At 40.8% G+C, this 15,193-nt stretch carries 16 protein-coding genes; 11 read left to right on the top strand and 5 right to left on the bottom strand.

Going from position 1 to position 15,193, the window contains the following annotated elements; all coding sequences use genetic code 11:
- Positions 1-55 precede the first annotated feature (55 nt).
- Genes QUE86_RS06070 through QUE86_RS06080 form a run of 3 tightly spaced genes read right to left on the bottom strand, consistent with a single transcriptional unit; the run spans position 56 to position 2,399 of the window.
- Complete coding sequence (locus tag QUE86_RS06070) at positions 56-412, bottom strand: hypothetical protein (protein WP_286259924.1); 357 nt, start codon at positions 410-412, stop codon at positions 56-58.
- Positions 413-452: 40 nt separating this feature from the next.
- A complete protein-coding gene (locus tag QUE86_RS06075; protein ID WP_286259926.1) occupies positions 453-1,067 on the bottom strand; it encodes a paraquat-inducible protein A in 615 nt (204 codons plus the stop codon).
- Positions 1,068-1,121: 54 nt separating this feature from the next.
- Positions 1,122-2,399, bottom strand: coding sequence for an EAL and HDOD domain-containing protein (locus tag QUE86_RS06080; protein ID WP_130050408.1), 1,278 nt, complete (start codon positions 2,397-2,399; stop codon positions 1,122-1,124).
- A gap of 104 nt (positions 2,400-2,503) precedes the next feature.
- Here QUE86_RS06080 and QUE86_RS06085 point away from each other — a divergent pair, with 104 nt between their 5' ends.
- From QUE86_RS06085 to QUE86_RS06095, 3 genes are all read left to right on the top strand, one after another.
- Positions 2,504-3,268 carry a substrate-binding periplasmic protein gene (locus tag QUE86_RS06085; protein ID WP_286259927.1) on the top strand — a complete coding sequence of 255 codons (765 nt, stop codon included), beginning with the start codon at positions 2,504-2,506 and terminating at the stop codon, positions 3,266-3,268.
- 80 nt (positions 3,269-3,348) lie between these two features.
- Positions 3,349-3,915: a PhnA domain-containing protein gene (locus tag QUE86_RS06090; RefSeq protein WP_130050406.1), complete on the top strand. Its 567-nt coding sequence runs from the start codon at positions 3,349-3,351 to the stop codon at positions 3,913-3,915.
- 157 nt (positions 3,916-4,072) lie between these two features.
- The gene (locus tag QUE86_RS06095) at positions 4,073-4,882 is read left to right on the top strand and encodes an META domain-containing protein (RefSeq protein ID WP_239977677.1); all 810 of its coding nucleotides are present in this window, start codon (positions 4,073-4,075) and stop codon (positions 4,880-4,882) included.
- A 57-nt stretch (positions 4,883-4,939) separates the two neighbouring features.
- On the opposite strand, the gene QUE86_RS06100 is transcribed toward QUE86_RS06095, so the two are convergent.
- Positions 4,940-5,779: a 23S rRNA (adenine(2030)-N(6))-methyltransferase RlmJ gene (locus tag QUE86_RS06100; protein ID WP_130050404.1), complete on the bottom strand. Its 840-nt coding sequence runs from the start codon at positions 5,777-5,779 to the stop codon at positions 4,940-4,942.
- A gap of 239 nt (positions 5,780-6,018) precedes the next feature.
- Between QUE86_RS06100 and QUE86_RS06105 the strand changes: the two genes are divergently transcribed.
- The 8 genes from QUE86_RS06105 to QUE86_RS06140 all read left to right on the top strand — a co-directional run bounded on the left by QUE86_RS06105 (position 6,019) and on the right by QUE86_RS06140 (position 11,696).
- Positions 6,019-6,249, top strand: coding sequence for a DUF904 domain-containing protein (locus QUE86_RS06105; RefSeq protein ID WP_130050403.1), 231 nt, complete (start codon positions 6,019-6,021; stop codon positions 6,247-6,249).
- Positions 6,249-6,536, top strand: a complete 288-nt coding sequence (locus tag QUE86_RS06110) for a cell division protein ZapA (RefSeq protein WP_130050402.1) — start codon at positions 6,249-6,251, stop codon at positions 6,534-6,536. The genes QUE86_RS06105 and QUE86_RS06110 overlap by 1 nt, the downstream gene beginning before the upstream one ends.
- A 233-nt stretch (positions 6,537-6,769) precedes the next feature.
- On the top strand, positions 6,770-7,591 hold the full coding sequence (locus tag QUE86_RS06115; RefSeq protein ID WP_353506591.1) for an MBL fold metallo-hydrolase: 822 nt from the start codon (positions 6,770-6,772) through the stop codon (positions 7,589-7,591).
- Positions 7,592-7,634: 43 nt separating this feature from the next.
- Complete coding sequence (locus QUE86_RS06120; RefSeq protein WP_372799671.1) at positions 7,635-9,113, top strand: LysM peptidoglycan-binding domain-containing protein; 1,479 nt, start codon at positions 7,635-7,637, stop codon at positions 9,111-9,113.
- A 64-nt stretch (positions 9,114-9,177) separates the two neighbouring features.
- A complete protein-coding gene (locus QUE86_RS06125; protein ID WP_130050399.1) occupies positions 9,178-9,666 on the top strand; it encodes an FKBP-type peptidyl-prolyl cis-trans isomerase in 489 nt (162 codons plus the stop codon).
- Positions 9,667-9,675: 9 nt separating this feature from the next.
- Positions 9,676-10,401: an SDR family NAD(P)-dependent oxidoreductase gene (locus QUE86_RS06130; RefSeq protein WP_130052235.1), complete on the top strand. Its 726-nt coding sequence runs from the start codon at positions 9,676-9,678 to the stop codon at positions 10,399-10,401.
- Positions 10,398-11,240 (top strand): amidohydrolase family protein, encoded by an 843-nt coding sequence (locus tag QUE86_RS06135; RefSeq protein WP_130050398.1) that lies wholly within the window; start codon positions 10,398-10,400, stop codon positions 11,238-11,240. Before QUE86_RS06130 ends, QUE86_RS06135 begins: the two co-directional genes overlap by 4 nt.
- Positions 11,241-11,324: 84 nt before the next feature.
- On the top strand, positions 11,325-11,696 hold the full coding sequence (locus tag QUE86_RS06140; protein WP_205987921.1) for a hypothetical protein: 372 nt from the start codon (positions 11,325-11,327) through the stop codon (positions 11,694-11,696).
- A gap of 81 nt (positions 11,697-11,777) precedes the next feature.
- Here the strand turns inward: QUE86_RS06140 and QUE86_RS06145 are convergent, their stop codons facing one another.
- Positions 11,778-14,798, bottom strand: a complete 3,021-nt coding sequence (locus tag QUE86_RS06145; protein ID WP_130050397.1) for a TonB-dependent receptor — start codon at positions 14,796-14,798, stop codon at positions 11,778-11,780.
- Positions 14,799-15,193 lie beyond the last annotated feature (395 nt).

A 15,193-nucleotide genomic window follows, 5' to 3' on the forward strand; every position in this document is an offset into this window, starting at 1 on the left:
TGCAGAATGAGGTGTATTTCAGCGTTTTACTGAATTTTAGACAGACCTATCCTGCTTAAGCAGTAATAGGTGGACGATATAAAGAACTTGCGTGGAAACTAAGCTGGCTGGCGCCTAACACTGTGACTTTTTCGGATTGCTTAATTGATTTAACAACTAAATCATTTAACGGAAGGAGTGAGTGAGCTGTACAGGCATTAAACGGACACGCGCAATCGCTGTTATCCATTGCATCTTCATGGCAACAATCCATATCACTCATGTCGCTGTCAGCATTCATATTAGCATGATGATCCATTTGCATGCTGCCATGTGGCATATCACATACCATAGCAACAGACGCAACTGACTGAGCCACAAAAGTGAGCAGCATCATAGCTATCAATAAGTAGCTTGAAAGTCGCGTCATCATAATACCTTAAAAATTAATTGCCCAAATTGTAGCCCGAAATTTACGCGCTCGACAAGGGTTTATCTATTTTAATACTATTGCTGGCAGCAATAGCAAACAGGCAGTAACCAGTAAAATACCAAAATCCATCCCCCAGTTCGGCATGCATTTTTATAAGTTCGCCCATTTGCCCATCGGCGTTGCCAGCTAAATAAGACACGATCAATGCAATCACAAACACATCGACCATGCTCCATTTACTTAGTCCTTGTATGAGTTGACCGAGTAAATGTTTAATTTTATTCATAGGTAAGAAACAATAAAACAATTGCATCAGCAATTTTAAAGTGGGGATCACTATGGAAAACAAGGCAACAAGCGCGGCGACAAGGTAGTTTTTGTTATTAGCAAGCTCATTCACGGTACCCCAAATGCTGCGTGTTTTTTTATAGGCATCAATTTCACCTTCGAGCCTATCAAGCCCCAACATGCTTGATGCCATCATTAGTACACTACGGGTATTCCGGTCGCCTTCATCGGCAATCATTTCAATACCTGTTTTAGCAAGCTTAGATTTATCGATTTTTCCTTCAAGGGTAAGTACCGGCTGGGTTACTCCTGGTATAAGTAACGCCAAAGCAACTAAGATGGTCACTACCTGTAAAGCTAAACGCATTATTTACAAACCTTTTTGATACACAGAGCCCGCATCATAGCGAACTCTGCACTTTTAGTCTGTAACCGAAGATAAGCTTACGAAAACGTCATCTGCATATGCACGAGCATCGTACATGGCTTGAAAAACTACATCCATTTTTGAGGCAGGACGAATCATCATTAGCAACTCATGAGCCGTTTCCCATTGCTCTTCCTCTACCGCTTTCGTGAGTTGTAAGCTTGCACCTTGCATCCCATTAAAGTTTAAAAGAGCGCTAGAGAGCTCACTACCAAGCGAAAACTCTTTTGCTATGGTATCAAGTTCCATATCTAAAATAGCATCAAGCACAGAAAGTAGCCCAACCAAATACCCTTGCTCAGCAAGCTCTTTCCCACCTGGCTCAAGCATCAAAGAGATAAATTTTGCCCTTGTTAAACCAAGTTTTGTCAGCTCCTGCGGTTTATCATTACCTAATTCGCTAAGTGCTAATACACGCACAAATTGCCTAATCGCATCTTCACCAAGATAAATAACCGCTTGCGAGATCGAACGAATAGTTTGTTGGGTGCTGCTAGCTCGCGCATTAACTAACTTTAAAATGCGTGCGGTAAGCCCTAAATCTTTAGCAACACGTTGTTGAATAGCATCAAAATTTAAATCAGTTTGTGCAGTGCAATTGAGTAATTCAAGTACGGCAACTTTTGATGGTTCAACATTTCCAAAACTTAAAAGTTCTGGTTTGGCAAAAAAGTACCCTTGGAACAGATCACAACCAGCGGTTTTTAACTGCTCAAAATCTTCATAATTTTCAATACGTTCAACTATGATAGTGGTATCAGGGAAGCTGCGTTTTAGTTTTTTGATCATCATGTTGGTTTTGATAATCGGCTGCGTTACTTCAAGCTTAATAAAATCCATCAAAGGTAAGATATCTTGCCATTTATCAGTGCCATCGTAATCATCTAAAGCGAACAAGTAGCCTTCTTGCTTTAACTGCTTAACGCGGTTCACTACTTTAGGAATACTCGTCGCTCGTTCAACGATTTCGATAACCGCACTGCGTGGTTGCAACAGCTTTGGAAAGTCATCCAAAATAGCGTCGGTTGATAGGTTGATAAACGCGGGTTGAAACCCCGTTAGCTTTTCGAGCCCCATCAGCATCAACGCATTAAAAAACAGCCGCCCTGTCGCTTGACCATCACTCGTGCCTACCGGAAAAACATTGTCGCTCGATTCTCTGTACAGTAATTCGTATGCATACAAACTTCTATCAGCATTAAATATTGGCTGCCGTGCTATATACTGAGTCACACTCTGACTTTTGTTACCTTCAATACTTAATTCTGACATTCTACTTCTCACTTAGATGTGGCTATCTCCACATTACTATTGTTATAAGTATAGTGAAAGATGTTTACCTTGCTAAAAAACAAAAACCCAACCAAACTAGGTACATGAAAACGTATTCAATCAGACCATTGAGCTTTTTTAACTCGACTTTATTAATTTTACTTTTGCTCTCACCAGTAGTTTTTGCTGAGCAGCAACCGGTATTAAAATACAATGTTACTGGCTCGGGTAACTATTATCCTTATTACATCAACGACAACAACACCCCTGGGATCCTACCCGAAATGATTAAGCAAGTTATGCAGCTTGCTGATATTCAAGTGCAGCATATCGAACTTCCTGCAAAAAGGACTGTAAAATACCTACACCAAGGAGACATCGACTTTGATGTTCTTAGCCCTGAATGGCTAAGCCAAGCAGAAAAACAAAACCCGCAATTTATTTATTCAGATACCCTGTTTGTCATTGAGGAGTACCTGGTCAGTTTAAAAAACTCTGTGACTCAATGGCAGCAACTTAACAATATTAATAATCAGCCAGTGGGTACTGTCTTAGGCTATTACTACTACGATGACAATCGCTTTAAGCGCGTTGATTTTCATTCTGAAAAACAACTAATAAAAGCATTAAAAATGCAGCGTATCGAAGTTGTCATAATAGACAAACTTCCGGCACAATACTGGGCTGAGCAATTTAATGTTGATATTGGCTTTGGCGCTTTACATTCGCTGGGAAACTTAAAAATTCGCCTGCGTAGTGAACATCAGCTATTGCTACCAAAAATAAATGCAGCTATTAAAGAGCTTAAAAACTCTGGCAGCTTAGATGCCATAATCAATAAATACACAAAAAGCATATCCCTACAATAATTAGGGATATTCCGCTTTGGACCTGCTTTTGCTATAATGCGCGCTGTTTTTCTTACCTTGTTAACTAAAAAGAGTCTCCTATGAGCATTGAACAAGCACTAATCGAACGCAGTAATAACCAATGTGAACTTTGCACCGCTACAGATAACCTATCTGTTTACGAGGTGCCACCTGTTACAGAGGCTCATTCTGATAAATGCATTTATGTTTGCCAAACTTGTAAAGATCAAATTGAGAATAATGCCGATCTAACTGCAAACCACTGGCATTGTTTAAATGATAGTATGTGGAGTCAAACACCTGCAGTACAAGTAGTGGCTTATCGCATGTTAAAACGTTTAGCGGCCGATAACGGCTGGGCACAAGATGCTCTAGACATGATTTATTTAGAAGAAGACACGCTAAAGTGGGCACAAACAGCACTTGCGGAAGACGATGATATTAAACACATCGACAGTAATGGCGTTGTACTTCAAGCAGGTGACACTGTAACTCTAATTAAAGATCTTGATGTTAAAGGCAGTAGCCTTGTTGCTAAACGTGGCACAGCAGTAAGAAACATCGGTTTAACAAGCAACCCTGAGCACATCGAAGGTCGTGTTGACGGGCAGCGAATTGTTATCCTCACCAAATACGTGAAAAAGTAACGATTACTCTAATACGCTTTATTTTCATAAAGCGACTCGTTATGACGAAAATGGGCCTAGTGCCCATTTTTTGTTAATTAAGCTATGATTAAGTCAGCGAACTTTATGCTAACTTTAAAACAAAGACGCATACCCCTAAAAACGCAAGGAAACAATCATGGCTTCGGATACCATCTCATCTTTCAAACGCGCTTCTCTATGCAGTTTAATGATCTTAGGGAGCAGCTTAGTATTAACAGGTTGTGGTGAAGACTCAGGTGCACCACAGGCTGAACAATCAACAATGAAAACCCTAAATACTCAAGTTACTTATTTAGACCGTAGCATGCTCCCCCCTGGTTCGGTATTAAAAGTACAGTTGGCTGATGTTTCAAAAATGGATGCCAAAGCTGACGTACTCAGCGAACAAGAAATTGAATTAAACGGCGCCCCACCATACAGCGTGGAACTCGAATATGATGAAAGCAAAATTGCTGACCGTCACCGTTATAGTGTAAGTGCGCGCATAGAGAATCAAGGTAAATTACTTTACATTAGCACCACTCACAATAACCCATTTGCTGAAGATGTATCGGGCGATGTTTACAAGGTAACAGTGACAAAAGTATCGGCTAAAAAACCCGATGTTACTTTAACAAATACCTACTGGAAAGCAGTTACAATTAGCGGTGAAACAATCACTGTTGAAAATAAAGAACCCTTCGTGCAGTTTAAAGACGATGGTTCAACCAGTGGTTACTTAGGCTGTAATAACTTCTCAGGTAATTACGAAGTTAATGAGCAAATGCTGACCTTCAAACCATTAGCTATCACCGAAAGAATGTGTGTAGCACAAATGGATATCGAAGCAGCCATGTCAGCAACACTAGCAGCCACTGCTAAATACTCTATCAATGGTGAGCAATTAACCTTGCTAGATGATAGTGACGAGCCACTAGCGACCTTTGCAGCTACTTACATGAATTAATAGCGGTAAAATTAAAAACGCCCAGCAATTGCTGGGCGTTTTTGTATTGAAAAGGAATTATTCTTCAACTAATTGCTCGCTACGATAAAAACCACTGCTGTCGCTTAATAATGAAACAAGTTCTGGTAATACCGCATCCATTGTTTGCTTTAATTTCCATGGTGGGTTAATCACTATCATACCCGACGCTGTCATTCCATGAACGTCAGTATCGGCCTGTGTTGCGAGCTCGAAAAGCTGAATGTTACGCATACCCGATGCAATTAAACCCGCTTCCATTCTATCGATTCGTTCACGGTCAACAACCGGATACCAAATCATATATGTTCCCGTTGCAAAGCGCTTATATGCTTTAACAAGGGTGTTAACAACCGTGTCGTAATCATTTTTAATTTCGTATGGAGGGTCAATAAGCACGCAAGCTCGACGTGACGCTGGAGGTAACAAACCAACTAAGCCTTGAAAGCCGTTTTCGCCACGAACACGAATAGAACGTTTACCTTTCATATTGTCTTGCAGTAATTGTAGATCTCGTGGGTGTAACTCAAAAAACCAACCGTTATCTTGGCGACGCAAAAAGTGCTCGGCAATTTTTGGTGAACCTGGGTAAAAATCTAAATTACCGTTTTGGTTAAATGATTTAATTAGCTCAATATATTCATTAAGTGCATCATGCTCACTATTATGCTGCCAAAGCTTAGCAATACCCTCTAAATATTCTTGTGTTTTTTGTGCGTCACTGCCTGCAAGTTCAAAAAAACCAGCACCTGAGTGCGTGTCTACATAATCAAGTGGCTTATCTTTGATTGTTTGGTATTTAAGTACTTCAGCTAGAACAAGATGTTTTAGCACATCAGCAGGGTTACCCGCATGAAAAGAGTGTCGATAACTAAGCATATTTATAATTCGCCAGATGCAAACTGCGTTAAAAATGAATAGTCTTATTGTACATGATAAACAACAAATGATCCTAAGTTCAGGCTATTCCATGAACCATAAATGAATAAAAAAGCCATTACGCTGAATTAAGCCTTAATAATAAATAAAAATACGCTAAAACAGCCGTAAATGCTGGCATATCAAGACACTTTCCTTTACATTTGCATGACAATAACCACAGTTTTATGAGCGCATTTATGAATAACGAAACTCTTTCCCAACTCGAACAACTGATCGACAAATTAATCCTTCGCAATAGCGAACTTGAAAGCGAAGTTAAAAGCCTACAAGAGCAAACAGCTAAGCTTTTAGATGAGAACGAAACTCTGCAACTTGAAGTGCTAGAAAACGAAGAGAAGCAAAAAGATGCAAGCAGTACACTAACAGGCCTGCTTGAGAAATTACAAAGCGTACAACAGGCTAGCTAATGAGCAGCCCACAAAGTCAGCGGGTCAGCGTAGAGCTACTAGGTAAAGAACATGAGTTCTCTTGCCCACCTGGGCAAGAGCACGCCCTAGTTGCTGCTGCACAAAATTTGAATGACTTAGTGGAGCAAATGAAACAACGCTCATCGGTTCGAAATGACCAAAAAGCCCTGCTGATGGCCGCATTACATTTAAGTCATGAATTACTCGAAGTTAAATCACAACAAGCAGAACAAGAGCAACAACATGACAAACTAATAGATAAGCTCAGCCAACATCTTAGTATTTAGAAAAAAGCGCATCCAGCGCTTTTTTTGTTTACAATCAACTGCACTGACTATTATTCGAGCGGAACACCATGCGATTTTGTGCTTTTTTGATCTGTCTTTTTGTAAGCTATAGCGCCCAATCAAGCGTTAGCTGGCATAGCATCACTCCCGAAATTCAATTTCTTCAACAACAAAATAAACTGCGCTTTTACGATTCGAATCAAGTGCTAATTGAAGGTAAAGAGTGCGCCTTAATGTTTGATGCCAGCGGTAACTTTGCCGAAGTAGAAATGCTCGCAGAGCAGCTAAAAGAACACCTAAAAACACCATTATGTTATTTAGTCGCCAGTCATTATCATGATGATCATCTACTAGGATTAGCGGTTTTACAGGCTGAATTCCCTAAAGCCAAACTGATAGTTCATCAGCAAGTAGAAACTGAGTTTGCCGCCATGCAGCAAGCATTAACTGATAAATTAGATGGCTATGAAAAAAGCATAGAGCTGAGCTATCAACGCCTTGCCAATCAACCAGAAGATCAACAAGTGATTTGGCGCGACAAACTAGAACTTGCTAAAAAGCGTTTATTTCGCTGGCGGGAGTTAACCTTAAACCCGCCGGCTATTAGCATTACTGAATCAACACAGCTAGACCTTGGTGATTATCCCGTAGTTATTACACCTTACCAAGCGCACACTAAAGGCGATCTTACTTTAAGTGCAGATCAAGGCCGCGTTCTGTTAGGCGCAGATATAGTCGACAGCTTACCCTACCCCGGGCATGGTACCTTTACTAGCTGGATCACAGTACTGCAAGATATTCAAAAAAATACCACGCTCGTAACTATTTTACCTGGTCATGGCAAGCCACTATCGCCACAAGATCTTGCGCTCCCTTTAAGGTTTTTAAAAACGATTAAAGAGATGACAAAATCAGCGCCAGATAAATCAGTTAGTGAATTAATTCCGCTTTTTCCTGCTGAGATAAAACAGCAATATCAGCTTGATGAAATAGGTGAAAGGGCTTTCTCTATGTTTCTAGAGGCTGGACTAAAACAGAGCAAGTTGTCAAAATAGAGCTAAAATAGTAAAAGGATTTTATTATATGGCTCGAGTAAGTTTGAGATATTTACTTTGGCTGAGCTTAGTTATTGGTCTACAGGGATGCCAACTAACTCAGCAGAAAACAGATGAGCGGGAAAGGCCAGCGGTTTTTAACCATTATGAGCCCGACTTAGCAACCCAGCAAGCAACTAGTGACTATGTGGCTTCAACGGCTGTTGAACCACCCGCTACAGTTGCGCCACTGCCAGCTGGTGACACTCCGTTACCAACACCTCGTTCGAACGATCTTTGGCAGCATATCGCCAACAATTTAACACTCGTCTTTCAAACTAATAAGCATACTTCTGCACGTGTAAAATGGTATTTAAAACAGCCTCATTACCTCATAAAAGTAAACAAACGTGCAGCACCTTACTTGTATCATATCGTGACACGGATCGAACAACAAAAGCTACCTATGGAGCTGGCCTTGCTGCCATTTGTCGAGAGTGATTTTAGACCGACAGTAAGCTCATCAAAGAATGCTGTAGGTGTTTGGCAACTTGTTGGCGCAACAGCTTATCATTTTGGCGTACAAAGCGATCAATGGTATGACGGACGCCAAGATATTCTCGCCTCAACCGATGCCGCTTTGGCTTATTTAAGTTACTTACACAAGCGCTTTGATGGTGACTGGTTACATGCACTTGCCGCTTACAACAGTGGCGAGGGACGTGTAAAAAAAGCCATTGAAAAGAATAAAAAAATAGGTAAAAAAACTGACTATTGGTCGTTATCTTTACCAAAAGAAACTGCCGATTATATTCCTAAACTATTAGCACTAAGTTATTTACTGAAACATCCTGAGCAAGGCTTAAAACGGCCTAAATTGGTTAATAAAGCACTCACTACTGAGTTTGATGTTGGCCAGCAGTTTGATTTTTCAGTAATAGCTAACTTATCTGGCGTGGGACATAACCAGCTCCATAAATTAAATCCAGGATATTTAAAAAACCAAAGCTCCCCGAATGGTCCACATACCCTGCTATTGCCTCTTGACCAGCGTACGCTATTACAAAGCAAATTGTTTCGCAATAACTTTGCTGGTGAGTATATAGTGCAAAAAGGCGATACTCTTTACAGTCTTTCTAGACGCTTTAATATGTCTGTAAAGGATCTAAAAGCACTCAATAGCAAAACAAGCAACCTAATCAAAGTTGGTGAGCAGTTGCGTTTATCACAGCCACAAACCATGCCAGAATCATTACTGGTTGATTACAATATTAGCCCCTACCTCGAACAGCATGAAGAAACTATCGCAACCATTGCGGTTGATTACCTAGTAAAGCCAGGTGACTCAATTTGGAGTATCAGCCAATTATACGACGTGCCACACAAAGACATTGCAACTTGGAATAAACTGAGTGCCACCAGCATATTAAGACCAGGCACGATTTTGACACTTCACTTACCGCAAGCAAAACCTGCAGAGCGACAAACGCCAACCAGTGAAGCCATGCTGTCAAGAATAGAAGGCTCGTTGAAAAAGCCTTGATTGCTCAGTCTTAACGGTTAGCGTAAAATCACCGCCTATATTTTAAATTCTAAAGAGAAATAACATGCAAATCAGTAAAGACGCAGTGGTTGAATTTCACTACACACTTAGTGAAGCAGGCGAGCAAGTCGAATCAAGTAAAGATGGCGAGCCACTTTCATATATCCATGGTACTGAAGGCATGCTTCCGGGTCTTGAAAAAGCGCTTGAAGGTAAAGCAGCTGGTGATAACTTCAGCGTAACACTTGAGCCTAGCGAATCTTACGGTGAGCGCGTTGACAACCTAATCCAACGTATTCCACTTAAGCACTTACAAGGCAACACAAAAGTGTGGAAGCCAGGTATGACTGCTATTGTTCATTCTAACCAAGGCCGTCACCAAGTGACTATCGTTAAAGTGGGTCGCTTCAATGCAGATTGTGACTTAAACCACCCATTTGCAGGTAAAACCCTGACATTTGATGTTGAAGTAGTCAATGTTCGCCAAGCAACAGCCGACGAATTATCACACGGCCACGTGCACGGTGAAGGCGGTTGTGGCCACAGCCACTAAGGGTAAATGATGACAAACGTTGCAATTGTCACAGGTGGCAGTAAAGGCATAGGCAAAGCTATAGTAGAGCGTTTAGAACGTGAAGCATACACCGTTTACAACTTAGATATCACCCCGTCTGAGGGCAATTATCACCACTGTGACGTCAGTGATACTCAGCAGGTGAAATCGGTTATCACCGATATCATTGCACAGACGGGCCGTGTCGATGCCTTAATCTCTAATGCGGGTCGTCATCTAAGTGCCAACATTGAAAACACCGATGAAGCAACGTTTGATGCCCTGTTTGCGCTCAATGTGAAAGGTGCCTATGCAGCAATTCAAGCCGTATTACCTAGTATGAAAATCCAGCAAAGCGGCAGTATCGTGTTGGTTGCCTCTGATCAGGCAATTATTGGCAAACCAAACTCGTTTGCTTATAACCTAACCAAGCACGCGCTAGCTTCCATGGCAAAAACGACAGCACTCGATTATGCCGCGTTTAATATTCGTGCTAACGCAGTGTGTCCGGGTACAATAGAAACACCACTGTTTCATAATGCGATTGATGCCTACTGTAAACGCAGTGGTGCCGATAAAGCAGAGGTTGTTGCTGAAGAAGCCGCGCTGCAACCGCTAGGGCGTTTAGGTCAACCAGAAGAAATTGCTGCTTTGGTGAACTTTTTAATAAGCCCAGAAGCGAGCTTTATTACTGGTAGCTTACAAAGTATTGATGGTGGATACACCACGCAATGAGCGACAAAATAATTGACCCCCATGTGCACTTTTTTAACCTCACTGAGGGTCAATACACTTGGCTACAAGGTAGCAATCCCCCCTCTTGGCCAAATCTAGATAAAATTAAAAAGCAAATTACTAGCTCAGAACTTAAAGCCGCTTGTCCATTTCAACTAGAAGCCTTGGTGCATATTGAAGCTGGCTTTGATAATCAAGCGCCAGTGAATGAGCTTAATTGGCTTGCAACGCATTTAAATGACATTCCCTATCGAGCAATCAGCTACAGTGTGATTGACGCATCTACCAAACACTTTGAAGCGTCACTCAATGAGTTAGATCATCCATCTTTGGTTGGTATTCGCGATATAACCGAAGGTGATGAAGCCAAGCGCTTATTAACTCCTCACTGCCAAGACAACCTAGCCATGCTCGCAGGCGAAAATTTACACTTTGAAGCACAGTTTGAAATTGAAAACATGCAGACAACTGAGCAGCTTATTAAGTATTGCACAGCCCTGCCATCATTACGTGTGGTTATTAATCATTTAGGCTTTATTAGTGATGAGAAAACATGGCTTGAAGCAATCATTAAACTCAGCCACTGCGATAATATCGCGATAAAGTTCTCAGGCTTAGAATTCACGCAAATAGCCGTAAACAAACACCTTTGGCTGGTTAATAATTTAGTTAAGTACTTTGGTGAACATCGTGTGATGTTTGCAAGTAATTTCCCTGTTTGCCAAATAAATACCAGTTACGAAAACTGTTGGCATCACTATCACTCATTGTGCTCCGAGCAGAGTTTATGGCAAAAACTAAGCTATAAAAACGCCCGTGAAATCTATCAAATTGTTTAAAAAATAGCTATATTCAATAAAGTTAAAACTTATAAAGCGAACAAGCATCAAGTCTAAAATCTGTTTGCTTGTTCAGGAGTATTAATGAAAGCCTCTATTACCAGCCTTTTACTAGTTAGTGTCTTATTTGGCTGTAGTTCTAAGCAAGAACCCACTCCAAAACTACAACATGCACAGCTAACAGAGCCGCAAAGTGAGCTAATAGCACTTGGCATAGCAAGGCTAATGCACAGTAAGCCTGTTAACGTAGCCGAAGATGCGTTTATCAATAGCAGCATACTTGTTATTGAAAGCTTGAATAACGCTGCTATACCAGAGAAGTCCAACCATGGGTCTTACCCAGATATGCCTGAACGTTTTGAGCTGTTAATAAAAAACCAAATGTGTTTTGTACGCCATTTAGATAGTAAAGCCACCGAGCCTCTTCCTTTGGTAAAATGCAAACCGACAGACTAATCTAAACTAAATAAACAGATATAAAAAAAGCCCTTACGGGCTTTTTTAGTCGGGGGACAATCAAATTGATTGTTCTTATGATTAGAAGCGAGCTTCAAATCCTAAACGAACAGAGCGAGGTGCTTGCCATGTATACGCAGAACCATAATAAGAGTTAACTTCACCCTCATTTTGCTCATAATGCTCATTCGCAGATGTCATCTCTTGGCTATTAAGTACGTTAAATACGTTAATAGTTGCACGCATATCAATATCAGATACTGTAAAGTCATATGCAGCTGATAAATCTAAGTTAAACGTCCAAGGAGTACGACCCGCTGTACCACGAGTGTGCTGCTCATAGATTTTTTCGTCTTGTTGACATTCGCCATCACCATTTGTGTCTGGACAATCATTGGTATAGATGTAGAAAGTATCACCCCAGCCACCATTTAGGTTTGGATCTTTTGATGGATAACCTTGACCGAACAAGCTTTGTGGACGACCACTTTGTAGTGTTGCATTCCAACCAACAATTAAGTTTTCAACTGGTTCCCAGCTACCGAAGAACTTAAATGTGTGACGACGATCGTTAGGTTGATAACCTTGTGAACCATCCATTACTGCTGGGAAGTCGAAGTCTTGTGTAATACCCGCATCAGCTTGGCCGATGTCAGACTTAACAGCACCTTCGAAGTTACCTACACTACGTGCCCAAGTATAACCAAATTGGTAACGAATAGTTTCCGCGCGGTAATCTAGGCTAAATTCAACTGACGTATACTCATTATTTGCTTTCGGTAAGCCGATTGTTTCAGCTGAGTAAGTTGTTAGTGAACCTGCATCTGGAACACCGTCATTATCAAAGCTTGAATCACCCCAATCAGTACCATTCCAGTAATAACCATCGCTGTACCAGCTTGATGTAGAGCCAGGGTTGATCATGACGCAGTATGGATATGCGTAACGGCCACAGTAATCATCAAGTGCAGTTGCAACTTCACGATACGTACCTTTTAAACCAACAGTGTATTCATCATTAAGTGCTTGTTGCACACCAATGATGTACTCATCTTTAGAGAACGGATCCGCTTCTTTTGCTTGGAAAATATCTTTTTCCGGAATAACAGGTACACCACTCACTTGTTGTGAGTTTGCTAAACCACCACTACCGATAGTATCAGCTAAAGGAGCAAGGCCTGTTGGTGCGCCTGTTGTTGGATCAACACCCGTATACGTATAAGCAGTCGTGATATCACTTACACCTGATGCCGCACGGAAAATCGTATTATTAGCAACTGGTAAATAGTAACGACCATATGTACCGTACACTTTCGTATCACCCGTACCTGTTGGATCCCATGTGAAACCTAAGCGAGGAGCAATGTCTGTTTTAAAGCTTGTTAATAACTTGCCTGTCGTACCCCAGCTATCGAATTCGTCGATACGTAGGCCAACTTTAACAGCAAAATCATCAGTTACTTGCCAGTGATCTTCAAGGTAGTAAGCGGTTAATTCTGACTCAAAGCTACCACCACCGTCAAAGATACGATCTTCAACATAATCAAGTGCAGCACCTGTGTTATTGGTTAGTGCACCATTATCAGCTTGCCAGCTACCATTATCTGCAAGCGTACGATAATCATAGCTATGGCCACCAATTGGTTGGCTGATTCGCTCTGATTTACGCTCTTGATAATCGATACCAAAGCTAATTTCGTGTGCATCCCACACATACTCAACATCTAAGCGGTATTGTGTGTTGTCATCGTTATTTGCTCCAAAACTACCACCAGCACCACAGCCAGTGATTGGGTTTGAAGTACCACGCGAGTCAGTGACACTTGGACAAACTAGATTTTCAGACTGAGTTTCATATTCAGTTTTGATATTACCAGCCATTGCTGTAACTACTAGGTCTTCTGTTAAGATACCTGTATAGCTTAAGCTTTGTGCTTTACCACCACGTTTTAGAAGTGCGCCATCAATACGCTCACCAATCGCACCATTGTCATACTCAAAAACAGAGCGCTCAATATCACGACGGTTTGAGTAAGCAAAATAGCTCAAGCGATGGTTATCCGTAATATCCCAATCAAGCTTACCACCCCAGAAAAGGTTATCACCGCCTGATGCTGATTCTTTACGATATTGATCGTTTGGTGAGAATTCGTCACCTCCCCAAGTGTATGTAGACTCTGTATCACGAGGGTTTACTAAGCCATAGAAGAATAAAGTATCTTCAATTAACGGACCACCCACTGCTAAAGTGACATCCGCGCTATTATCAGAAGCTACGCTTTCGTCTCGGAAAATTTGTCCGGCGCCTTGGTTACCACGTGAAATAGAACCCTCTTCTTGAAGTGAGTCAGGAGAATATTGTACAACTGCAGAGAATTCCCATTCATTGGTACCACTTTTGGTTGTGGTGTTAATCGTACCACCCGTCGCACGGCCAAACTTCGCTGAGTAACCACCCGTTTTTACTTGGAATTGGTCATAAAATTCGAATGGTACTTCACCACAGCCTAGACCTTGACGTGTATTTGTTACTTCAAGACCATTGATATAACAAGCATTTTCCGCAACAGATGAACCACCAAATGACGCAGTGTTACCAAATGCACTATCACCTTTAACTGCACCAGGCGCTAATAATGCAACCGAAGTAAGATCACGACTGATAGGCATACGATCGATTTCAGCATCGGTAATAACCAAGCCTGAGTCAGCTGTCGATAAATCTATTGATGAAATACGTGCACCAACAACTTGAATAACTTCAGGGCCTGAGCTTGCAACACTTGCTAAATCAAAGTTTGCCTTTGAGTTAGCACCTAAAGAAACACGCACTTTGTCTTCAGCAACAATATTACCGTCTTTTAGAATCTGAATGTCATAGTTACCTGAAGGTAATGATGCAAAGCGGAACGTTCCATTTTCTGAAATATTTAAAGTACGTTCTAAACCTGTTGCTGGGTTTTTAACTTTTACAGTGTAAGAAGAGGTATTTGCCACATTCTGAACAGAACCAATTACGTCCGATGCAGATGCAGGAAGGGCTAAACCTAGCGATGCAGTAACTGCTATCGCTGTTATGCTTTTCCGAAACATTGATTTCATTTTTGTATCCCTGTTTAAATTATAATTATTTGCGCCTATAAAATAGGCACAATTACATTAGTAAAATGAAACAAGAATGTAAATTAAAAAACACAAATATATTACAAAAAAACCATATTTATTAGAATCAGGGACTAAATGTAACTTTATGTAATCACAGGGCTTTAACTGGTATAATTTCAGAAACATAAACAATACAGAGATGGATTATATTAAAAACATCAAAATAAACCAAAACATTTAACATTAAAACTAGCAAACTTTGATTCGGCATTCAGCTTAAACATACCTATTATTTAATAAAAAAGCCTAATACATAAATATTAACAATTACATTTTTTCACAAAAAAGGCCCTAACGGGCCTTTTTCAATATTCAACATTTAATTTTAACTC

This window comes from Pseudoalteromonas apostichopi (assembly GCF_030297135.1).
GTDB lineage: Bacteria > Pseudomonadota > Gammaproteobacteria > Enterobacterales > Alteromonadaceae > Pseudoalteromonas > Pseudoalteromonas apostichopi.